We start from the raw sequence: 22,105 nt of genomic DNA, 5'->3' as shown, positions 1-22,105 counted from the left end.
AAGCGTTACGCTGTGCGCTTGTGACTCACCCACAGAACCCGTGAAACCGACCCACATTGCCGTGCTCGACGATGAAGTCGACATCACCTTGCTGCTGGCCAACTACCTCAAGGGCCATGGCTTCCGAACCACCCAGGTGCATTCCGGACGCGACTTGATGGCCCTGATGCCGCAGGACCCGCCTGACCTGGTGCTGCTGGACCTGGGCCTGCCTGGCGAGGACGGATTCGTGATCGCGCGCCAGTTGCGCGAGCACTGGCGCTGCGGCCTGGTCATCGTCACCGGCCGTGGCGACTCGATCGACAAGGTGGTCGGGCTGGAGGTGGGTGCCGACGACTACGTGACCAAGCCGTTCGACCTGCGCGAGCTGCTGGCCCGCATCAAGGCGGTGCTGCGGCGGCTGGCGCCCGCCGACGCAGGCGCCACGCCTGCCACCGTGCCGGCGTCGGCTGCCTCGCCGGCGGCCATGCCGCGCGAGCGCTTGCGCTTCGAAGGCTGGGAGCTCGACATGGCGGCCCGGCGCCTCACCGCGCCCGATGGCGAGCAGGTGAGCCTCACGACCGGCGAACTCGACCTGCTGTGTGCCTTCGCGCGCCATCCAGGCCGTGTGCTCTCGCGCGATTTCCTGCTGGAGCAGACCCGGGGGCGCGAAGCCGCGCCGTTCGACCGCACCATCGACGTGCAGGTGGGCCGGCTGCGCAAGAAGCTGGAGGTCGACGCGGAGAATCCCGAACTCATCAAATCGGTGCGGGGTGCGGGTTACATCTTCGTGCCGGCCGTTACCCCGTTCTGAGGCATCGACAAATGCACACCCGCCTGCCTTCCGGCCCGCTTCCGCCCGCGTTGCCGCCGGACATCGACGATCGCAGCGTGTTCCGCTCGCTGTTCACTGCGTATCCGGACGCACTGCTGCTGGTGGACACGGCCGGTGCCATCGTGCTGGCCAACCCGTCGGCTGCCGCGCTGCTGGGCTACACGCCCGAAGAGATGGCCGGCCTGAACGTGGATGCGCTGGTGCCCGACAGCATCCGCCCCCGCCACGCTGCCTACCGGGAGGCGTATGCGCGCTCGCCCCGCACCCGGCCCATGGGCACGCAGATGGAGCTGGTGGCCAGGCGGCGCGACGGCTCGGAGGTGATGGTGGAGATCGCGCTCAGCCCGCTGCAAAGCGGCGGGCGGCCGCTGGTGGTGGCCGCCATTCGCGACATCAGCGCCTACCCCCGTGTGAAGCAGGCGCTGCAGCGGGCCCGCTACAGCGAGCACCTGGCGCAGCTGGGCCGCCTGGCCGTGGATGCGCGCGACCCGCAGGTGCTGCTCGAGCAGGTACCCGCGATCGCGGCGCAAGCCTTGCAGGTGGAAGTCGCGATGGTGTTCCTGCTGGAAGCGAACCGGCTTGAATTCCGGGTGGCCAGCGGCGTGGGCCTGGTGCAGGGAGAGGAAGTCGGCGCCCGGTTGCCGAACCGGCCTGACACGCCGCCCGGTTTCGTGCTGGCCCACGGGCGGCCGGTGGTCGTGCCGGACTACCGCGAGGAGCACCGCTTCACGGTGCCCGCGACCTACCTCGACGCCGGCCTCGTGAGCGCGATGGCGGTGCCGCTGAGCGATCGTGGACGCACGATCGGCGCGTTGGCGGTGCGGTCGCTCCAGCCCAACCGCTTCGGCGAAGACGAGACGCGCTTTCTCGAATCACTGTCGAGCCTGCTGGCCACCAGCCTGCAGCGTGCCCAGTCCGAGGAGGCACTCAGCCACGCGCAGCGCCTCGAGAGCGTGGGGCAGCTCACCGGCGGTATCGCGCACGACTTCAACAACCTGCTCACCGTGATCCAGGGCAACCTGCAGGTGCTGGAGGAGCTGCCCGCCGTGGCGGACGACGCCTACGCGCAGCAGCTGGTGGCCGCGGCTGCACGGGCCAGCAGGCGCGGCGCGGAGCTCACGGGCAAGCTGCTCGCGTTTTCACGCCGGCAGGTGCTGCAGCCGGCGCCGGTGGACCTGGGCGCGATGCTGATGTCGCTTTCCGACATGTTGCGGCGCACCCTGGACCAGCGCATCCGCATCGAGGTGGACGTGTCGCAGGCCCTGCCGCCCTGCCTGGCCGACCCGGGCCAGCTGGAATCGGCGCTGCTCAACATCGCGATCAACGCGCGTGACGCCATGCCGGACGGCGGCGTGCTGCGCTTCGAAGCCCAGCCCTGCGCCAGCCTGCCGGCGGGCGTGCGCGGCGAGTTGGATGATCCCAGCGCACGTGACGAGCGCTTCGTCGCCATCACCATCGCCGACACCGGCACCGGCATGCCGGAGGACGTGAAGGAACGCGCCTTCGAGCCGTTTTTCACCACCAAGGAAGCCGGCCGGGGCACCGGGCTCGGGCTCAGCACGGTCTACGGCTTCGTGAAGCAGTCGCGCGGTGCGATTGCGATCGACAGTGTCCTGGGCGCCGGCACCCGGGTCACCCTCTACATCCCCCGCCCATGGGAGGCGGCGGCCGCAGCCGCCGATGCACCCGGCGCGGCGGCCGGGCAGGTGCCGCCCGGCCTGAAGGTGCTGATGGTGGAAGACGACGGCGAAGTGCGTGCGGTCGTGCGCACCTTCCTCGATGCGTTCGGCTGCCGGGTCACGGCCTGCGCCAGCGCCGAACAGGCGCTGCTGTCGCTGACGCCCGAGGCCGACTTCGACCTGCTGCTCACCGACATTGCGCTGGGCGCCGGCATGCGCGGCACCGAGCTGGCCCGGCTGGCACAGGAGCGCCTGCCCCATCTGGGCATCCTGCTGATGTCCGGCTTCTCCGCCGAGCTGCTGGACGCGGACCGCGAATCGCCCCCCGCCTGGGAGCTGCTGCCCAAGCCCTACACGCGCGAAGCGCTGGGGCGGGCCATCGCGCGGGTGGCCGCGCCGGTCATTGCAGCGCGCGGCTCGCCGGCGCCAGGCAGCCCTGCACAAAGCGGCTGAGCGCACCCACGTCGGGAATCTGGATCTCCCGGCGGCCCTTCTCGGCAAAGTGGATCACCTTGCCCTTGGCCAGCTTGGACAATGCCCGGCTCACGGTTTCCAGCGTCATGCCGAGGTAGTTGCCGATTTCCGCGCGGCTCATGCGCAAGGTGATCTGGTCGGTGCGCAGCCCCCGCTTGGCCAGCGAATCGGCCCAGTAGCGCAGGAAGTCCGCCACCCGCGCGTCGGCCGGCAAGGTGCACACCGACATCAGCGAATCCCGGTCGCGGGCGATCTCGCGGCTCATCGCCTCATGCAGCACCCCCATCAGCGCGGGGCGCCGTGCGCAGGCCGCCAGCAGCGCGTCATAGCTCACCACCCACACCTCGCCGGTGTCCATCGCGATCGCGTCGGACGCGTACTGGCCTGACGCAATGCCGTCGAACCCCAGCCAGTCGCCGCGGAACTTCAGGCCCACGACCTGCTCGCGTCCGTCCGCCGACAGGTTCACGACCTTGAAGAAGCCCGAATTGAGCACGTACAAATGGGTGAACCGCTCGCCGGCCTGGTACACCGTGTCGCCCGAGCGCACCACGCGGCGCTGCAACGGCAGGCTGTCCGACAGCAGCTGCAGCGTGTCGGCGATGCGGCGGCTGTGGTCCTGCAGTGCCGCGCCCGGGGCCGGCGGAGGCGGCACCACGGCCGCCCGCACGGCGGCAGCGGTCGGGCAGGTGGCGGTGACGGGCTGGTGGGCGTTGGCGAGCATGGTGGGGTGCCTCTGAACAGTCGGGGGATCGAATGAGGGAGAGCTTAGAAACCGCGCGTCAACCCCGCGCGACCCGGGCATGTCGCTCGGTAACGCTCGGTGAACCGCGTGTATCGGCACCGCGACAGCACGCCTTGGCGCTCCACCGTTTGACGCCGCGCAAACCAGCGGCCGCGCGCCGCCCTAAGCTGGCGCCGTCATGAAAAGCACGCTCACCCATCGCCTGCTGTCGGGCGCCCGCCTGTCCGCTGCCGACTCGCAGGCGCTGCTGAACGCGGCGCGCACGCTGAAGCAGGCTGCCCAGACCGGCACGCCGACGCTGCTGCTGCGCGGCAAGCACATCGCGTTGTTGTGCGACCAGGCCGACTCGCCTGGCGGCCGGGTGTTCGAGCAGGCTGCCACGCAGCTGGGTGCGCGTGTTTCACGGCTGCGCGTGGACGCGTTGCTGTGCGCCGAGGGTGAGCGCGCCGAGAGCGCCCGCATGCTCGCGCGCCTGTACGACATGGTGGAGTGCGAACGCCTCACCCCGGCACAGGCCCGCGCCCTGCAAGCCGAAGCCGGCGTCCCCGTGTGCAACGGCCTGAGCCGCAGCGAACACCCGATCACCAGCCTGCTGGCGCCGGACGCCGACGACACTGACCGCCTTTACCTCATGCAGGCTGCATTGATGAACACCATCGCTTGAGCGGGCGCATCCCGGCTCAGCGCCAGCCGCCGCCCTTGAACGCGCTGCCGACGTCGTCCCAGGCCGGTGCACAGGCCAGCGCCACCAGCAGCACCGCCAGCGGCACCGTGCAGGCGTAGCCCAGGGCCTTGAAGCCGGCAGCGCCCGAGGCCCCGCCCACGAAGAAGCTGGCCACCAGCAGGCACAGCATGGCGAGCCGGCGGTGGCTGGCCGCCACGTCCTGCCCCGCTTCGGCCGGCCAGCGGCGCCAGTACAGCAGCCGGCCCAGCTCGATGCCGATGTCGGTGACCGTGCCGGTGACGTGCGTGGTGCGGATCTCCGAGCGTGAGATCTTGGAGATCACCGCGTTCTGCAGGCCCATGATGAAACACAGCAGCATCACGGTGCCGGGCACGAAGAACCCCTGCATGTGCTGCAACCTGCCGCCCGCCACGCCGAAGACCAGCAGCAGCGCCGCTTCGGCCAGCAGGGGCAAGGCGTATTCGCTGGACATCCTGCGACGGCGCGCGTAGTTCACCAGCAGCGCGGATGCCATGGCCCCGAACAGAAAACACAGCAAGGCGCCCAGCCCGGCCAGCACGGGGCCCAAAGCGCCCAGCACCAGGTTGTCCGCCATGGACGAGACGATGCCGGTCATGTGCGAGGTGTACTGGTGCACCGCCAGGAAGCCGCCGGCATTGGTGGCACCGGCCACGAAGGCGAGCGCATAGCCGAGGTGGCGGTTGGCTTCGGCAGTGCGGTCCTTGCCGGTGAGGCGGCGGGACAGGTTGAGCGGCATGCGTGAGGAGTGCTCCTGGTTGTGATCATGCCGCAGTGGGGCGGCCGCATAAGCCAGGCGCCGGACTTGCGCGGGATCAAGTCCCCGGCGCGCTCAAAGCTGGAAGATCCATGCATCTTTCGGACCACCTGCCACCTTGAAGCTGAGCACCTTCACCGACTACAGCCTGCGCGTGCTGATCTTCCTGGCGGCGCGGCCGGAGCGGCGCGTCACGATCGCGGAGATCGCCGGCACCTTCGAGGTGTCCGAGCATCACCTCACCAAGGTGGTGCACTTCCTGGCCAGAAACGGCTGGCTGGCCAGCGCGCGCGGCCGCGGCGGCGGGCTGATGCTGGGCAGGCGGGCCGAGGACATCGTGATCGGCCAGGTGGTGCGCGACACCGAGGGGCAGCTGCGCCCGGCCGAATGTTTCGATGCCGATGCGGACGACTGCTGCCTGTCCCCGGTGTGCCGGCTGCGCGACGCCATGGCCGAGGCGGTGGCGGCCTTTCATGCCGTGCTGGACCGCTACACCCTGGCCGATGTGGTGCGCAACCGAGCCGACATCGCGCAGGTGCTGTTCTTCCCCAGGCGGGCCGCGCCATGAGCGACGTGCCCGCTGACGACACCGACACGCAGCCTTTCCCCTACCTGGGCGACGAGGCACTGCGACGCCCCATCACCGGCGCCCTGCGGCGCGTGATGGACCCCGAAGTGGCGCTGAGCATCGTCGACGTCGGCCTGATCTACCAGGTGACGGTGGCGGACCAGCGGGTGCATGTGCTGATGACCATGACATCGCCTGCCTGCCCGGTGGCCGACGAGATCATGGACGAGGTGGAACACCGCCTCGACCCGGTGGTGCCGGCCGACCACCGCATCGAACTCGAACTCTGCTGGGAGCCCGCATGGACGCCCGAGCGCATCACGCCCCAAGGCCGGCGCCAGATGGGCTGGTGAGCCGGCAGCGCGGGGTGCGCCCTTCGCGGCGCACCGGCATCGCGCGGCCCGCCCTCGCCCTCGCCCTTGCCAGCCTGGCTGCCGGCATGCTGGGCGGGCTGTTGCGCGCCGGCGTGGTGCTGCCCCTGCAGGCCGACTGGATCGGCCAGGCGGCCGTGTGGCATGCGGCGCTGATGATCTGCGCGTTCCTCGGCACGGTCATCGGCATCGAGCGCGCCGTCGCGCTGAAGCATCCGGCGGCGATCGTGGCGCCGCTGGTGTGCGCGGTGGGAGGCGCCCTGCTGCTGGCTGGCCAGGCGCAGGCGGCGCACGCGAGTTTCGTGCTGGCCGGTTTGGCATTCGTGGCGGTGAACGCGGCCATCGTGCGCCGCCAGCAGGCGGCGCACACCTGGCTGCTGCTGTTGGGCGCTTTCAGCTGGCTGGGCGGCAATGTGCTGCAGGTCTCTGGCACCGGCGCGGCGGCCGTGCTGCCGGCGTGGCTTGCCTTCCTGGTGCTCACCATCGCGGCCGAACGGCTGGAGATGACGCGGCTGATGCGGCGCCGCCCGGGCGCCGAGGCGCTGCTGCTGTGGCTGCTGGGCGCGCTGCTGCTGGGGAGCGCGCTGTGCGCGTCGTGGCCTGCGCTGGGCGGCGTGGTGTTCGGGCTGGCGCTGGCCGCGCTGGCCGGCTGGTTGATGGCCTTTGACATCGCGCGCCGCACGGTGCTGGCCGGCGGCCTGGCCCGCTACATGGCGGTGTGCCTGCTGGCAGGGTACGGCTGGCTTGCCATGGGCGGCCTGGCGTGGGCGGCGGCCAGCGCCGGCCTGCCCGCGGCCCGCGACACCGCGCTGCATGCGGTGGGACTGGGGTTCGTGTTCAGCATGGTGATGGGCCATGCACCGGTGATCCTGCCCGCCGTGGCCCGCGTGAAGCTGGCTTTCGGCCATGCGTTCTACCTGCCGCTGCTCGCGCTGCACGGCTCGCTGCTGCTGCGCGTGGGCGGCGGCGCCTTCGATCCCGCCTTGCGCAGGCTGGGTGCCGCCCTCAACAGCGCGGCCATCGTGCTGTTCCTCCTCACCGTGATCGGCGCCGCCCTCGTCTGGCGGCGGCGTCACGGCGCATTGCAATGACCCGATCCATGTCCCCCATGCCGACATTCATCCCCATCGACGAACCGCCGCCGCGCCAGGCACCTGGCGGCCTGGCGCTCTGGCAGCTCGGCTTTCGCCCGTTCTACCTGCTGGCCAGCGGCTTTGCAGCCCTGTCCATCGCGCTGTGGGGCGCGCAAAGCCTGGGGTGGCTGCCCTCGGCCTACCTCCAGGGGCCCGCCTGGCATGCGCACGAGATGCTGTTCGGCTTCACGCTCGCGGTGGTGGTGGGCTTTCTCTTCACCGCGGGGCGCAACTGGTCGGGGCAACCGACCCCATCGGGCGCCAGGCTCGCGGCGCTGGTGTTGTTGTGGCTGGCCGCCCGCGTGCTCGTGCTCACGCCCTGGGGCGTGGCGGCCGCGGCTGCGAACGTCGGGTTTGCGTGGTGCTGCGCCTGGCCACTGTGGCGCTCGCTGAAGGCGGGCCGGAACCGGCGCAACTACTTCTTCGTGGCGCTGCTGGTGGCCATGGGCTGCGCGGCGCTGGTGGTTCACCTGTCGCTGCTGGGCAGCCTCACGCTGCCTGCCTGGGCCGGCCTGCAGCTGGGGCTGGACCTGGTGCTGTTCATCATGGCCGTGATGGCGGGCCGCGTGGTGCCCATGTTCACCAACAACGGCGTGCCTGGGGCGCAGGCGCGGCGCGACCCGTGGCTGGAGCGGGTGGCCCTGGGCAGCGTGCTGGTGCTGGTGGCCACGGACGTGCTGCCGCTGCCCGACGCTGCCCTCGGCCTGGTGCTCGTGGCCGCCGCGGCGGCCCATGCAGCGCGGCTGTGGCTGTGGCAGCCCTGGCGCACGCTGCGAACGCCGCTGGTCTGGGTGCTGCACGCGGCATACGCGTGGATACCGCTGCACATGGCGTTGCGCGCAGCGGCATTGGCAGGGTGGGTGAGCCCGTCGGTGGCCGCGCACGCGCTCACCGCCGGTGCCATCGGCGCGCTGGTGATCGGCATGATGACCCGCACCGCGCGTGGCCACACCGCCCGCCCATTGAAGGCGGACGGCTTCGACGTGGCCGCCTACGGGCTGGTGCTGGGCGCTGGCCTGCTGCGCGTGGGCCTGCCCCTGCTGACGCCCACGCTCTATGTGGCGGCCATCGCCGGATCGGCGGCGCTGTGGTCGCTGGGCTTCGGGCTCTATGCGCTGCGCTACGGGCCGATGCTGCTGCGCCCCCGCCTGGACGGCAAACCAGGCTGACACGGCCGCGTGCCACCCAGATCAACACACCAGGACTCCCCACCATGCACACCCACAGCCCAACGGTTCCAGAAGCAGGCACCACGCCTTTCCACCAGCTGCTGCAGGCTGCGGCCGCCGAAGCGCAGCCGCAGCGCCTGCTGTTCGTGTTCACGGCAGCCGAGCTGCCGCCAGACGCCACCCCCGCGCAACGCGCGCGCTTCGAGCGCGGGCAAGGTGGCCACCTCACACCGCTGATGTGCGTAGACAAGACGCTGGAGGAGCTGGACAGCTTCGCCACCCTGGCCGACGAGGCAGGCGCCTACGGCCCGCCCTGGCAGGTGGTGTTCGTCGGCGCGCTGGGCGGCAGCCGCGGTCAGCCGCCCAGCGATGCGCAGGTGAACAGCGCCCTGGAGCGGATGGTGGAGGCGGTGAAGCGGGGGGACGTGGATGGATTCCTGGCCTACGGGGCGCAGGGCGAGGCGCTGACGCTGGCGCTGGGGACATGAACCTGCTTGGCGATATCGATGCCGACGAACAGAATGTTCATGGACTTCCCCTTTCGATCACCAACGCACGCAAGGGAACTCAAATGGCTCGCCAGATCGTGTTCACGCCAAATGCCGCCAAGCCGCCGCCGATGTACAGCCAGGCGGTCAAAGCCGCGGGCTTGGTGTTCGTCTCAGGAACAGCTCCGAATGATCCCACCACAGGCGCTCTCAAAGGAACAACCATCCAAGAGCAAACCCGACAATGCCTGACCAACATACAAGCCATCCTCGAGGAAGCAGGCAGTTCCCTGGACAAGATTGTCAGCGTGACTGTCGTGCTTGCTGAGGAAGACGACTTCCCCGGAATGAATGAGGAGTGGCTCAGGTGGTTTCCTTCTGATCCTCCGGCTCGCCAAGGCGCCAAGCTGCCTGCGCGCATACCGGGTTTGAAAGTTTCCATTGCAGCGATCGCTGAGGCCTGACCCTTCCATCGAGCCGCTCGCCCCGTCGAACTGCAATGCAGGCCGGGAGACCTACCCCCCGAACGCCCGGTCCACCTCGTTGAAGATCGCCCCTTCCCCGTCGATGGGCTCCATCGTCCGGTACGGGCCGGTCCCGCTGTGCTGCGCCTGCGACGCCGGCACGAAGCGGCCGCTTTCGACATCGAACACGTGCACCTCGCCTTCCTCGATCACGTAGTGCCAGCCGTGCAGGAACAGCCGGCCCTGCTCCACTCGCCGGCGCACCATCGGGTAGGCCATCAGGCGCTCCAGTTGCAGCACCACGGCGCGCTGCTCGGTGCGGCGTAGCGCTTCGGGGCCCACTTGCACGGGCAGCGCCGCTTCGCGTGCCATGTCCAGCCAGGCGTGCAGGTGGGTGGCCTCCGCCGGCAGCTCCTCGTACAGGGCCTTCATCGCACCGCAGTGGCTGTGGCCGCAGACCACGATGTGCCGGACGTCCAGGCTGAGCACTGCGAACTCGATGGCCGCCGCGGTGCCGTGCAGGCCGTGCAGCCCGTCCACCGGCGGCACCAGGGCCCCGACGTTGCGCACGATGAAGAGTTCGCCCGGCCCGGCGCCCGTGAGCAGGTAGGGCACCAGGCGGGAATCGGAGCAGCCGATGAACAGCGTGGTCGGGTGCTGTCCCTGGGCCACCAGGTCCTGGAAGCGCTCGCGATAGCGCGGAAAGTAGTCGGTGTGAAAGCGCCTCAGGCGCTGCAGCAGCGCATCGTCGGCGCCGGGGCCGCAGGCGCGTTCGCTCACGTCACTGCACCAGCGGGCTGTCGCTGGCGGCCAGGTCCACGCCGACGATGTCGGCGTCGGCGGCCAGCAGCTGCAGGTACTGCCGCAGCGCGGTCACATACACCTGCTGGCGCAGCGCCAGCGCCACCGCGCCGCGCACGGCTTCGTAGGGCTGCGCCGTGCCGGGGTTGCGCTGGAGCACCTCCACCACATGCAGGCCGAAGCGGCTGTGCACCAGGCGCGGCAGCACGCCCACCTCGGTGTGGGCGAACAACTCACGTGCAAACTCCTCCGCACAGTCGTCCCGGGTCAGCCAGCCAAGGTCGCCGCCCTGGGCGGCGCTCGGGCAGTTGGACTGTTGCGCGGCACGCTCGGCAAAACGCCCGGGCTCGGCGCGCAGGTCCAGCAGCGTCTGCTCCGCCACCCTGCGCAGGGCATTCAGGTCCACGCCGTCGGTCACCGCAAAGAGCACGTGGCGCGCATGCACGCGCTCTCCGGTGCTGTAACGCTTGATGTTGGCCGCGTGGTGGCGCCGGCAGGCGGCCTCTTCGGGCTCGGGCAATTGCAGTTCGCGCTCCAGCAGGCGCTCGATGGCATCGGCCGCCGCGGCGCTGAGCACGGCATCGGCATGCACGCTGTCATCGGCGGCCAACAGGCCGGCCTGCTGCGCGCGCTGCCGCAGCAGCTCGGTGCAGGCCCGCTCGCGCAGCGCTTCAGGCCCGAGCTGCTCGCCTTGCTGGTGCAACGCAACGCCGCGCACGCGGGCCACGGCGATCAGGGTATCGGTTTGCATGGCGGTACCCGGGTCATGCGGCGCGAACGCCGGGGCTGCGCACGGGCAGCTCGCGTGGCGCGGCTGCGGCTGGCGGCACGGCGGGCGTGGCAGCGGGCGCGCCGCCGGGCTGCAGATGACCCTGCGGCAGGTTCAGGCGCCGGCTGCGCGCCAGCTGGTAGGGCCGCAGTACGTAGAACACGGTGGCGAACCCGCTCCACACATGCACCAGCCGCGTGAACGGGAACACCAGGAACACCGTCATGCCGAGCGCCATGTGCAGCTTGAAGAGCCAGCCGGCCTCGGCCAGCTGCTCCACCGCACCGGGGCGGAAGGTCACGATGCGCTGCGCCCATTCGCCAAACCGCATCATCAGCCCGCCGTCCAGGTGCTGGGCCGACAGCGCGATGCTGCCCAGGCCGAGTGCCAGCTGCACCCACAGCAGCACCAGTAGCGCGATGTCGCTGGTCTTGCTGGTGGCACGGATGCGCGGGTCGGCCAAGCGCCGGTGCAGCAGCAGGCTCACGCCGATGAAGCCCAGCGTGCCGGCGATGCCGCCACTGATCATCGCCATCAACTGCTTCTGGCCCGCGCTGATGAAGTGCTCGTACACCGCGTGCGGCGTGAGCATGCCCACGCCGTGGCCGAAGAAGAGGAACAGCACGCCCACATGGAACAGGTTGCTGCCCCAGCGCAGGCTGCCGGTGCGCAGCATCTGCGACGAGTCGCTTTTCCAGGTGTACTGGTCGCGGTCGAAGCGGATCAGGCTGCCGACCAGGAAGACCGTGAGGCAGATGTAGGGGTACAGGCCGAACAGGAAGGTGTCGAGCGCGGAGGTCATGCGGCAGCTCCGGTTTGCTGGGCGTTGGAACGCACGATGTGGATGGTTTGCGGCTGGCCGGGCGCCTGCTGGCCCGCGCTGTTGCAGCCGCCGAAGGCTTCAGGCTCTTGCCAGCTGTCGTCGAGCGGGGCCTCGGGCTCCAGCTTCACGGCCTGCACCGGCTCACCGGCCAGTTCCAGCACCGCGGCCACGGCGGCGGCATAGGGGCTCTCGCGTTCCACCAGCGCGCTGTGCAGTGCATTCAGGATGTGCGCCATCTCGCCCAGGAACTCGCGTTGGGTGTCAGCCGGCTGGGTGGAGGCGAACTCCAGCACCACGGGCAGGAAATCGGGCAGTTCCCCATCGGCCAGGTACAGGCCCGAGCCGGCGTACGTCTGCTGCAGGTCGATCATGGCCGGGCCGCGGTCACGCGAATCGCCGTGCACATGCTCGAACAGGTGCAAGGATGTGCGGCGGCCGCGGTCGAAGGTGTCCACATAGAGGGCTTCCACTTCCAGCCAGTCCCGCTGCACCAGGTCGGCGACCAGCGCCATCAGGGCACGCCGGGTGCTGGACGACAGCGTGCCGTCGAGCACCAGCGCTTCGGCGACCTGCGGCACCTGGCGCATCAGCCCGTCGTCGGGGTAGCACAGCAGGCGCGCGATGGCGCGCAAGGTGGTGGCATGGCTCATGGTGTCGTGCTTCCTCATACCGTCGCCTTGATGGGAATGGTGCGGCGCTTCTTGCCGCCGAACAGGCTCACCTCGGTGGCGCCGTCGGAGCAGCCGTTGCCGAACGAGAAGCCACAGCCGCCCTTCATGTCGAAGGTGTTCTCGGCGTATTCGCGGTGGCTGGTGGGGATGACGAAGCGGTCCTCGTAGTTGGCGATGGCCATGATCTGGTACATCTCCTGCACTTCGGCCGGGCTCATGCCCACCTGCTGCAGCGCCTTGAGGTTCTCGGTCCCGTCCACGTGCCTGCCGCGCTGGTAGGCGCGCATCGCGAGCATGCGTTCCAGCGCCCGCACCACTGGCATGGTGTCGCCGGCGGTCAGCAGGTTGGCCAGGTACTTCACCGGGATGCGCAGCTGGTTCACATCGGGGATCTCGCCATTGATGCCCACATGCCCGGCCTGCGCGGCCGAGGTGATGGGGGACAGGGGCGGCACGTACCACACCATCGGCAAGGTGCGGTACTCCGGGTGCAGCGGCAGGGCCACCTTCCACTCCACCGCCATCTTGTAGACCGGGCTCTTGCGCGCGGCGTCCATCCAGGCGTCGGGAATGCCGTCGATGCGTGCCTGCGCTATCACCTTCGGGTCGTGCGGGTCGAGGAACAGGCCCAGCTGCGCCGGGTAGAGGTCGCGGTCGTGTTCCACGCTGGCCGCTTCCTGGATGCGGTCGGCGTCGTACAGCAGCACACCGAGGTAGCGGATGCGGCCCACGCAGGTTTCGCTGCACACGGTGGGCTGGCCGGCCTCGATGCGGGGGTAGCAGAAAATGCACTTCTCCGCCTTGCCGCTCTGCCAGTTGTAGTAGATCTTCTTGTACGGGCAGCCGCTCACGCACATGCGCCAGCCGCGGCACTTGTCCTGGTCGATCAGCACGATGCCGTCTTCCTCGCGCTTGTAGATCGAGCCCGAGGGGCACGATGCCACGCATGCCGGGTTCAGGCAGTGCTCGCACAGCCTGGGCAGGTACATCATGAAGGTGTTCTCGAACTGGCCGTAGATCTCCTTCTGCACATCGTCGAAGTTCTTGTCCTTCGAACGCTTGGCGAATTCACCGCCGAGGATCTCCTCCCAGTTCGGACCCCACTCGATCTTCTCCATCCGCTTGCCGGTGATCAGGCTGCGCGGGCGCGCGGTGGGCGCGGCCTTGCTTTCCTTGGCCGACTGCAGGTGGTCGTAGTCGAAGGTGAAGGGCTCGTAGTAGTCGTCGATCTGCGGCAGGTTGGGGTTGGCGAAGATCTTCGACAGCAGCTTCCACTTGCCGCCCTGGCGCGGGGTGATGGAGCCGTCGGCATGGCGGGTCCAGCCGCCCTTCCACTTGTCCTGGTTCTCCCACTCCTTGGGGTAGCCGATGCCGGGCTTGGTTTCCACGTTGTTGAACCACGCGTATTCCATGCCGGGCCGGCTGGTCCACACGTTCTTGCAGGTCACCGAGCAGGTGTGGCAGCCGATGCACTTGTCCAGGTTCAGCACCATGCCGATCTGTGCGCGGATCGTCATGCTGTCGCTCCTTCGGTGCTGGACTCTTCATCCAGCCAATCCACTTTGGTCATCTTCCTCACCACCACGAACTCATCGCGGTTCGTGCCGATGGTTCCGTAGTAGTTGAAGCCGTAGCTCAGCTGCGCGTAGCCGCCGATCATGTGGGTGGGCTTGAGCACGATGCGGGTCACCGAGTTGTGGATGCCGCCACGCTGGCCGGTGATCTGGGACCCCGGCGTGTTGATGATCTTTTCCTGCGCGTGGTACATCATCACCATGCCGGGGTTCACCCGCTGGCTCACCACCGCGCGGGCCGCGATGGCACCGTTGGCGTTGAAGAGCTCGATCCAGTCGTTGTCCACGATGCCGGCGTTCTTCGCGTCGTCTTCGCTCAGCCACACCACCGGGCCGCCGCGGTTGAGCGTGAGCATCAGCAGGTTGTCGCTGTAGGTGGAGTGGATGCCCCACTTCTGGTGCGGCGTGATGAAGTTGAGCACCACCTCCTTCTCGCCGTTGCCCTTCATGTTCTTCACTACGTCAATGGTCTTCAGGTCCACCGGCGGGCGATAGCTGGTGAAGCTTTCGCCGAAGTTCCGCATCCAGGGGTGGTCCTGGTAGAACTGCTGCCGCCCGGTGAGGGTGCGCCAGGGGATCAGCTCATGCACGTTGGTGTAGCCGGCGTTGTAGCTGACCTTCTCGCTCTCCAGGCCGCTCCAGGTGGGCGAGCTGATGATCTTGCGCGGCTGGGCCTGGATGTCGCGGTAGCGGATCTTCTCGTCCTCGCGGTGCAACGCCAGGTGGGCGTGCTCGCGGCCGGTCTGCTGGCTCAACGCATCCCAGGCCTTCACGGCGACATGGCCGTTGGTCTCGGGCGCCAGCATCATCACCACTTCCGCGGCGTCGATGTCGGTCTCGATCTTCGGACGACCCTGGCTCACGCCGGGCTCCTGCACGACGCCGTTCAACTCGCCCAGCTGCTGCACCTCGGTGTCGGTGTTCCAGGCTATGCCCTTGCCGCCATTGCCCAGCTTGTTCATCAAGCCACCCAGCGAGGTGAAGCGCTTGTAGGTGTTGGGGTAGTCGCGCTCCACCACCGTGATCTGTGGCGCGGTCTTGCCGGGGATCAGGTCGATCTCGCCGCGCTTCCAGTCCTGCACGCCGAAGGGCTGCGCCAGCTCGGCCGGCGTGTCGTGCATGAGCGGTGTCATCACCACTTCCTTCTCCACGCCCAGGTGGCCCACGCACACCTCGCTGAAGGTCTTGGCAAAGCGCTTGTAGATCTCCCAGTCGCTGCGCGCCTGCCAGGCCGGGTCCACCGCGGCACTGAGCGGGTGGATGAAGGGGTGCATGTCGCTGGTGTTGAGGTCGTTCTTCTCGTACCAGGTGGCGGTGGGCAGCACGATGTCCGAATACAGGCAGGTGGTGCTCATGCGGAAGTCGAGCGTGACCAGCAGGTCGAGCTTGCCCTCGGGCGCCTTGTCGTGCCACACCACTTCCTTGGGCTTGGCCTCGTCCTTGCCGAGATCCTTGCCCTGCACGCCATGGCTGGTGCCCAGCAGGTGCTTCAGGAAGTATTCATGGCCCTTGCCGGAGGAGCCCAGGATGTTGGAGCGCCACACGAACATGTTGCGCGGCCAGTTGGCGGGGTGGTCCGGGTCCTCGCAGCTGAGTTGCAGCTTGCCGCTCTTCAGGCCATCGACCACGTACTGCTTCACGTCGCCGCCCGCGGCCTCCTTCACCACCTGCAGCGGGTTGGTCTTGAGCTGCGGGGCGCTGGGCAGCCAGCCCATGCGCTCGGCGCGCACGTTGTAGTCGATCATGCTGCCGCCGAACTGCGCCTTGTCGGCCAGTGGGCTCAGCACCTCGTCCACGCCCAGCTTTTCATAGCGCCACTGGTCGGTGTGGGCGTAGAAGAAGCTGGTGCTGTTCTGCTGGCGCGGCGGGCGGATCCAGTCCAGCGCGAAGGCCAGCGCGGTCCAGCCGGTCTGCGGGCGCAGCTTTTCCTGGCCCACGTAGTGCGCCCAGCCGCCACCGCTCTGGCCGATGCAGCCGCACATCATCAGCATGTTGATGATGCCGCGGTAGTTCATGTCGCAGTGGTACCAGTGGTTCATCGCCGCGCCGATGATCACCATGCTCTTGCCGTGCGTCTTGTCGGCGTTGTCGGCGAACTGGCGCGCGACGGTGATGATCTGGTCACGCGGCGTGCCGGTGATCTTCTCGGCCCAGGCCGGCGTGTAGGGCCGGTTGTCGTCGTAGCCGGCGGGGCAGTCGTCGCCGGCGAAGCCGCGGTCCACCCCGTAGTGCGCCACGTGCAGGTCGAACACGGTGGCCACCTGCACCGGCTTCGCAACCCCCTGCTCTTCCAGCATCAACGTGACGGCCGGCACCTGGCGCACCAGCACGTCGCTTTGTTTGTTGGGCGTGAACTGCGGCGAGTCGATGCCGCCAAAGTACGGGAAGCCCACCGGCACCATGTCGTGCGCCTGCTCGCCGGCCTCGTTCTCAAGCACCGACAGCTTCAGGTGCACCTCGTTGCCGTGGCGCGCTTCCTTGGCCTCCAGGTTCCACTTGCCCTTGTCGGGGTCGCCTTCGGGGCCCCAGCGGAAGCCGATGGAGCCGTTGGGCAGCACGGCCTTGCCCATGGCGTCGAAGCCCACGGTCTTCCACTCGGCATGGTGCTGCTGGCCCAGGTGGCCGTGGAAGTCGCTGGCGCGCACGTACCGGTCCGGCACCATGATCTTGCGGCCGTCCGGCAGGGTCTGCGACTTCAGCGTCACCAGCAGCGGCAGGTCGGTGTAGCGGCGCGCGTAGTCGTCGAAGTACGCACTCCGCTTGTCGATGTAGAACTCCTTGAGCATCACGTGGCCCATGGCCATCGCGATCGCGGCATCGGTGCCCTGCTTGGGGTGCAGCCAGATGTCGGCGAGCTTGCTCACCTCGGCATAGTCGGGCGTCACCGCCACCGTCTTCGCGCCCTTGTAGCGCACCTCGGTGAAGAAGTGGGCATCCGGCGTGCGCGTCTGCGGCACGTTGGAGCCCCAGGCGATGATGTAGGTGCTGTTGTACCAATCGGCCGACTCCGGCACGTCGGTCTGCTCGCCCCAGGTCTGCGGGCTGCTGGGTGGCAGGTCGCAGTACCAGTCGTAGAAGCTCATGCACACGCCGCCGATCAGGCTGAGGTAGCGGCTGCCGGCGGCGTAGCTCACCATGCTCATCGCCGGAATGGGCGAGAAGCCGATGATGCGGTCGGGGCCGTGCTGCTTGATGGTGTGCACGTTGGCCGCGGCCACGATCTCGTTCACCTCGTCCCAGCTGCTGCGCACGAAGCCACCCAGGCCGCGCTGCTTCTGCCAGTCGGCGCGCTTGGCGGGGTCGTTGACGATGGCGGTCCAGGCGTCCACCGGGTCCAGCGTGGCGCGTGCCTCGCGCCAGTGCTTGAGCAGGCGGCCACGCACCAGCGGGTACTTCACCCGGTTGGCGCTGTAGAGGTACCAGCTGTAGCTGGCGCCGCGGGCGCAGCCGCGCGGCTCATGGTTGGGCAGGTCCCAGCGGGTGCGCGGATAGTCGGTCTGCTGGGTCTCCCAGGTGACGATGCCGCCCTTGACGTAGATCTTCCACGAGCAGGAGCCGGTGCAGTTGACGCCGTGTGTGGAGCGCACGATCTTGTCGTGCTGCCAGCGGGCGCGGTAGGCGTCCTCCCAGGTGCGGTCCTCGCCGGTGGTCACGCCATGGCCGTCGGAGAAGCTCTCCTTGGGCTGGGCGAAGAACGTGAGGCGGTCCAGAAAGTGGCTCATCAGTGGCTCCGAAAGTGCGTGCAGCTTGGGGCGCGGACGCCAACGCGGTATGACTGCATCGCTGTAGTGCGTAACGCTGCGTGAATGCTGTGTGACAGGCGATGCATCAGCACGGCATTTCCGCGTTCTTGCGGCTGTAGAACCACCAGGTCACCGCCACGCAGGTGACGTAGAAGAAGATGAAGAAGTACAGCGCCGCATCCATCGACCCGGTCATGGACACCGAGGTGCCATAGGCCTTGGGAATGAAGAAGCCACCGTAGGCGCCCACCGCCGAGCTGAAGCCCAGCACGGCCGCAGCTTCCTTGTTGGCCTCCTTGATGGCTTGTTCCTGCACGGCCTTCGGCTGCCCCGCCGCGGCTCGCTGCCGCTCGGTCAGAAAGATCACCGGGATCATGCGGAAGGTGGAACCGTTGCCGATGCCCGAGGCGGCGAACAGCACCAGGAAGGAAGCGAGGAACAGGCCGAAGTTGCCGCCCTGCCCGCCCTGCGGCAGGAACTGCAGCACCGCCACCACGCCCAGCGCCATGGCGATGAAGTTCCAGAAGGTGACCTTCGCGCCGCCCACCTTGTCGGCCAGCCAGCCGCCCACAGGGCGCACCAGTGCACCGACCAGCGGGCCCAGCCAGGCGTATTGCAGTGCATTCACGCCGGGGAACTGGCTCTTGATCAGCAGCGGGAAGCCGGCGGAGTAGCCGATGAAGCTGCCGAAGGTGCCCAGGTACAGCCAGCACATCAGCCAGTTGTGCTTGCGCTTGAAGATCACGGCCTGGTCGGCGAAGGAGGCCTTGGCCTCGGCCAGGTCGTTCATCCAGAACCAGGCGGCCAATGCCGACAGGATGATGAACGGCACCCACACGTAGCCCGCGTTCTGCAGCCAGAGGGTGGTGGCCTTGCCGGCCCTCATGATGGTCTGCCCTTCCCCGCCCCAGCCGCCGAAGGCGCCGGCGGTGATGACCAGCGGCACCACGAACTGCACCAGCGACACGCCCAGGTTGCCCAGGCCGGCGTTCAGGCCCAGCGCCGTGCCTTTTTTCTCCTTGGGGAAGAAGAAGCTGATGTTGGCCATGCTGGAGGCGAAGTTGCCGCCGCCGAAGCCGCACAGCAGCGCCAGCAGCACGAACACTTCATAGGGGGTGCCCGGGTTCTGCACCGCCATGCCGATTCCGGCGGCCGGCAGCAGCAGCGATGCGGTGGAGATGGCTGTCCAGCGCCGCCCGCCGAAGATGGGCACCGCGAACGAATAGAAGATGCGCAAGGTGGCGCCGCACAGGGCCGGCAGCGATGCCAGCCAGAACAGCTGGTTGGTGCTGAACTTGAAGCCCACCGAGGGCAGGTTCACCACCACCACCGACCACACCATCCACACGGCGAAGGCCAGCGTGAGGGCGGGAATGGAGATCCACAGGTTGCGTTGCGCGATGGAGGCGCCGGTGCTGCGCCAGAAGCCGTGGTCCTCCGGGTTCCAGTGCGCGATGAGGGAGGAAGAAGCCATGAGGTTCTCCGTTGAGGTTGAAGAGCGTTGCGGGCGTCAGGCAGGCACGTGCCGGCCCATCACCTCGGTGCGGCGCACCTCGGTGAAGTACATCCAGATGAGGGAGACCCAGACCACGCCGTACATCAGCATGAAGGCGCTGGAGCGGATGCCGGTCAGGTCCACCAGCGCGCCGAAGAGGATGGGCAGCACGAAGCCGCCCAGGCCGCCGGCCAGGCCGACGATGCCGCTGATGGCGCCGATGTTGCTGGGGTATTCGTCGCTGATGTACTTGAAGACGCTGGCCTTGCCGAAGGCGAAGGCCACGCCCAGCGCGAACATCAGCGCGGTGAAGCCATAGACGTTCAGGCCGATGTGGAAGCTGCGCGCGCCATTGACGGTGAGCACGGTGAAGTCGGTCTGCGGGTAGCTCAGCAGGAACAGGCAGACCCAGCTCACCCACATCACCCACCAGGTGACGCTGTGGGCGCCGTACTTGTCCGACAGCCAGCCGCCCACTGCGCGCAGCACGCCGCCCGGCAGGGAGAAGCAGGCGGCCAGCAGCGCGGCCACGCGGATGTCCAGCCCGAACTCGCCCACGTAGTACTGCACCATCCACAGGCTCAGGGCCACGTAGCCGCCGAACACGATGCTGTAGTACTGGCAGTACTTGAGCACCTTGGGGTCCTTGAGCGCCTTCAACTGCTGGCCGAAGGTGACGTTGCTGGGCACCAGGTGCTTCGGGTCGGAGTGGCTGAACATCCAGAACAGCACCACCGTGCCCAGCATCACGGCCGCGTAAACCTGAGGTACCACGGCCCAGCCGAAGCCCACCACCAGCGCGGGGGCGATGAACTTGTTGACCGCCGCGCCGGAGTTGCCAGCGCCATACACGCCCATCGCGAAGCCTTGTTTGTTCTTGGGGAACCAGCGCGCCACATAGGGCGTGCCCACCGAGAACGAACCGCCAGCCAGGCCGACGAACAGGCCGATGACCAGGAAGTGCCAGTAGGCGGTGGCGTAGGCCATCAGCCAGATGGCGGGCACCGTGCAGGCCATCAGCACCGCCATGACGATGCGGCCGCCGAAGCGGTCGGTCCAGATGCCCAGTGGCACCCGGATCAGCGAGCCGGTGAGCACCGGCATGGCGGTGAGCAGGCCGAACTCGGTGGCGTTGAGGTTCAGCGCCTTCTTGATCGGAATGCCGATCACGCCGAACATCATCCAGACCATGAAGCACACGGTGAAGGCCAGCGTGCTGACGACGAGCACCGACAGCGCCTGGCCGCTGCGCGGCGCGCTGTCAGCGCGAGGCGCGACACGGGGGATGGAAGCAGGGATCGCAGGCATGGAGGGGCTCCTTTTTTTCTCCATGCCGCTACTGTTCCCGCCCACGCGCCATCGCGGCATCCTTCGCTGGACAGGGCGAGCGGTGTGCGGAAGAACGATGCCGGGCGCGGTGGGTCGTCCGGAAGAACTACCTGCGGATCAGAGGAGCGTGGGGTTGCGCGGCGTCAAGGAGTGACGCGCGGGGATGGGGCAGGATGGGAGATAGCCCGGGGGGCTTGCACTACGGTGTGGCCAAGCGGTGGTTGCAAATGGCTGGCAGACTGTTCCGGCGCTGCACGTGTTCAGCGGTGCCGGCGACGAACGTTGCAGGTTGGAGCGCTTGTTGGGTGACTTCTTTCGCGACCGATGCAGCCGCTCGGCTCACGGCAGCGAACTACGGCAGCAGACTGATCTGAGTCGTTTGCGGATCATGGCCTGAGCGACAGCCCCCGGGAACACCGGCCACAAAGCGTCGGCGGCCTGACGGACAGCTTCAGCCCGGGAACCAGCCGCTCGACGGCGACGACCGCCCGGCGGTTGTTTGAACGACTGCTTCTGTATATTGATCCTGGAAACTTGCTCAGGTGTTTCTGTTGCGAGAAAGGCACCGTGGGTACTTGATGGATGAAGGTCGTACTGCGCCTGTCGGTCGAGCGCGCGTGATGGCGTTCTCCCTATGGGGACAACTGCCTGGTCGACTACGGAGCGTCGCCTGGAACTAGGCCCACAACATCCTGAACTACCCACGCCGCGTCTGAGTGGACGCATGTATAGCGGCCCGGCATCCCGGCCTTCACGGCGATCTCGCAAAGGGCGTCGATTGCCGCATCGACGGTCGCGTGAGCGTTGAGCACTTCTTCAAGGCCGATAGCAGGCCGGTGTCGCTCGTGAACCAGCTTGTTTCGTTCTGTCTGCAAGCTGTTTAAGCGGGAAACGATTGCCTTGTCCACAGTTCCACCCGCTAGCTGAGTGGCGCGTGCAAACACTGCGCCGTACTTTCCCTTTGAGGCGGAGCCTGCAGCTCTCTTTGCCAGCGCGCCTACTAACTCGTCATGTGATGAGGCCTGAAGGACGTCCTTCAGTGGGACATGACCCCGGGCATCTTCGGGGCCCAGGAACTCGAACATGCCGTCAGGCTTCACTGCAAACACTGCCTGCAAGAAGTCCCTAGCGGCCACTTCAAAGGTAGTACACAGACTGACAATCGTCTGGCAGGCAAAGTGCATCAGCGCGCCGCGAAGCTCCCCGGCTTTCGCCACCTTCAATTCAACGACCTTCGAGGCGGCGATTGGGCCGAGAGAACTGACTGCGTACGAATCGGTATGGGCTGCAATCGCCGCGGAATTTGAGACAAACTCGTGTAGTTCCTTGAACGCCACGTAGTCCATCAGGGCCTGATACTTTCGATGATCGCCATCGAATTCGTTCATGTTCGACCTCTTGCGGTGCGGCCTAGGGAAGGTCTGAACAACTCGTTTTCGCGCGCCCGCGATGGGCGCTTCGAACAAGGTAGTCGGACAAACTCATGATGCGGTCGCCCTCCGAAGTGGGTTTGAAGCGCCCTTTGTGGTCCTCAC

General features: G+C 67.9%; 19 protein-coding genes and 1 pseudogene. 9 read left to right on the top strand and 11 right to left on the bottom strand.

Translation table 11 applies throughout. The annotated features are described in order from the left end of the window. Positions 1-40: 40 nt before the first annotated feature. Together VPH43_RS21610 and VPH43_RS21605 are read left to right on the top strand one after the other, a co-directional pair. On the top strand, positions 41-793 hold the full coding sequence (locus VPH43_RS21610) for a response regulator transcription factor (protein ID WP_328579832.1): 753 nt from the start codon (positions 41-43) through the stop codon (positions 791-793). Positions 794-804: 11 nt separating this feature from the next. Beyond that, a complete protein-coding gene (locus tag VPH43_RS21605; RefSeq protein ID WP_328579831.1) occupies positions 805-2,946 on the top strand; it encodes a PAS domain S-box protein in 2,142 nt (713 codons plus the stop codon). Here VPH43_RS21605 and VPH43_RS21600 read toward each other — a convergent pair. After that, the gene (locus tag VPH43_RS21600) at positions 2,894-3,691 is read right to left on the bottom strand and encodes a Crp/Fnr family transcriptional regulator (protein WP_328579830.1); all 798 of its coding nucleotides are present in this window, start codon (positions 3,689-3,691) and stop codon (positions 2,894-2,896) included. The two genes, VPH43_RS21605 and VPH43_RS21600, sit on opposite strands and share 53 nt — an antisense overlap. Positions 3,692-3,890: 199 nt before the next feature. Between VPH43_RS21600 and VPH43_RS21595 the strand changes: the two genes are divergently transcribed. Then, positions 3,891-4,376, top strand: coding sequence for a hypothetical protein (locus VPH43_RS21595; RefSeq protein ID WP_328579829.1), 486 nt, complete (start codon positions 3,891-3,893; stop codon positions 4,374-4,376). Between the two features lie 49 nt (positions 4,377-4,425). Here the strand turns inward: VPH43_RS21595 and VPH43_RS21590 are convergent. After that, a pseudogene (locus VPH43_RS21590) lies at positions 4,426-5,154 on the bottom strand (YoaK family protein); the annotation flags it as partial. A gap of 136 nt (positions 5,155-5,290) precedes the next feature. Between VPH43_RS21590 and VPH43_RS21585 the strand changes: the two are divergent. From VPH43_RS21585 to VPH43_RS21560, 6 genes are read left to right on the top strand one after another with little or no spacing between them, the layout of a single operon-like run. Beyond that, positions 5,291-5,740 carry an Rrf2 family transcriptional regulator gene (locus tag VPH43_RS21585; protein WP_328579828.1) on the top strand — a complete coding sequence of 150 codons (450 nt, stop codon included), beginning with the start codon at positions 5,291-5,293 and terminating at the stop codon, positions 5,738-5,740. Continuing rightward, positions 5,737-6,093 (top strand): metal-sulfur cluster assembly factor, encoded by a 357-nt coding sequence (locus VPH43_RS21580; protein WP_328579827.1) that lies wholly within the window; start codon positions 5,737-5,739, stop codon positions 6,091-6,093. The genes VPH43_RS21585 and VPH43_RS21580 overlap by 4 nt, the downstream gene beginning before the upstream one ends. After that, the gene (locus tag VPH43_RS21575; protein WP_328579826.1) at positions 6,090-7,202 is read left to right on the top strand and encodes a hypothetical protein; all 1,113 of its coding nucleotides are present in this window, start codon (positions 6,090-6,092) and stop codon (positions 7,200-7,202) included. The genes VPH43_RS21580 and VPH43_RS21575 overlap by 4 nt, the downstream gene beginning before the upstream one ends. A gap of 17 nt (positions 7,203-7,219) precedes the next feature. After that, positions 7,220-8,413, top strand: coding sequence for an NnrS family protein (locus VPH43_RS21570; RefSeq protein WP_328579825.1), 1,194 nt, complete (start codon positions 7,220-7,222; stop codon positions 8,411-8,413). Positions 8,414-8,457: 44 nt separating this feature from the next. Beyond that, positions 8,458-8,901 carry a ribonucleotide reductase subunit alpha gene (locus VPH43_RS21565; protein WP_328579824.1) on the top strand — a complete coding sequence of 148 codons (444 nt, stop codon included), beginning with the start codon at positions 8,458-8,460 and terminating at the stop codon, positions 8,899-8,901. After that, complete coding sequence (locus VPH43_RS21560) at positions 8,898-9,365, top strand: RidA family protein (RefSeq protein ID WP_328579823.1); 468 nt, start codon at positions 8,898-8,900, stop codon at positions 9,363-9,365. The genes VPH43_RS21565 and VPH43_RS21560 overlap by 4 nt, the downstream gene beginning before the upstream one ends. Positions 9,366-9,416: 51 nt before the next feature. Here the strand turns inward: VPH43_RS21560 and VPH43_RS21555 are convergent, their stop codons facing one another. The 9 genes from VPH43_RS21555 to VPH43_RS21515 form a co-directional block, all read right to left on the bottom strand. Further along, a complete protein-coding gene (locus tag VPH43_RS21555) occupies positions 9,417-10,145 on the bottom strand; it encodes a carbonic anhydrase (RefSeq protein ID WP_328579822.1) in 729 nt (242 codons plus the stop codon). Position 10,146: 1 nt separating this feature from the next. Next, on the bottom strand, positions 10,147-10,917 hold the full coding sequence (locus tag VPH43_RS21550) for a peptidylprolyl isomerase (RefSeq protein ID WP_328579821.1): 771 nt from the start codon (positions 10,915-10,917) through the stop codon (positions 10,147-10,149). A gap of 13 nt (positions 10,918-10,930) precedes the next feature. Beyond that, the gene (gene narI, locus VPH43_RS21545; protein ID WP_328579820.1) at positions 10,931-11,737 is read right to left on the bottom strand and encodes a respiratory nitrate reductase subunit gamma; all 807 of its coding nucleotides are present in this window, start codon (positions 11,735-11,737) and stop codon (positions 10,931-10,933) included. Next, positions 11,734-12,426: a nitrate reductase molybdenum cofactor assembly chaperone gene (gene narJ / locus VPH43_RS21540; RefSeq protein WP_328579819.1), complete on the bottom strand. Its 693-nt coding sequence runs from the start codon at positions 12,424-12,426 to the stop codon at positions 11,734-11,736. Before narJ ends, narI begins: the two co-directional genes overlap by 4 nt. Beyond that, entirely contained in the window at positions 12,423-13,946 is a 1,524-nt protein-coding gene (gene narH / locus VPH43_RS21535) for a nitrate reductase subunit beta (protein ID WP_328579818.1), read from the bottom strand. Before narH ends, narJ begins: the two co-directional genes overlap by 4 nt. Continuing rightward, positions 13,943-17,725, bottom strand: a complete 3,783-nt coding sequence (locus tag VPH43_RS21530; protein WP_328579817.1) for a nitrate reductase subunit alpha — start codon at positions 17,723-17,725, stop codon at positions 13,943-13,945. Before VPH43_RS21530 ends, narH begins: the two co-directional genes overlap by 4 nt. 106 nt (positions 17,726-17,831) lie before the next feature. After that, positions 17,832-19,220 (bottom strand): NarK family nitrate/nitrite MFS transporter, encoded by a 1,389-nt coding sequence (locus VPH43_RS21525; RefSeq protein WP_328579816.1) that lies wholly within the window; start codon positions 19,218-19,220, stop codon positions 17,832-17,834. Positions 19,221-19,256: 36 nt separating this feature from the next. Next, entirely contained in the window at positions 19,257-20,549 is a 1,293-nt protein-coding gene (locus VPH43_RS21520) for an MFS transporter (RefSeq protein WP_328579815.1), read from the bottom strand. Between the two features lie 677 nt (positions 20,550-21,226). Further along, positions 21,227-21,958 carry a hypothetical protein gene (locus VPH43_RS21515; protein ID WP_328579814.1) on the bottom strand — a complete coding sequence of 244 codons (732 nt, stop codon included), beginning with the start codon at positions 21,956-21,958 and terminating at the stop codon, positions 21,227-21,229. Between the last annotated feature and the right edge of the window lie 147 nt (positions 21,959-22,105).

The organism is Ideonella sp. BN130291 (assembly GCF_036231905.1).
Classification (GTDB): Bacteria; Pseudomonadota; Gammaproteobacteria; order Burkholderiales; family Burkholderiaceae_C; genus CAMLIZ01.
This window is presented reverse-complemented; position numbering and strand designations above follow the sequence as displayed.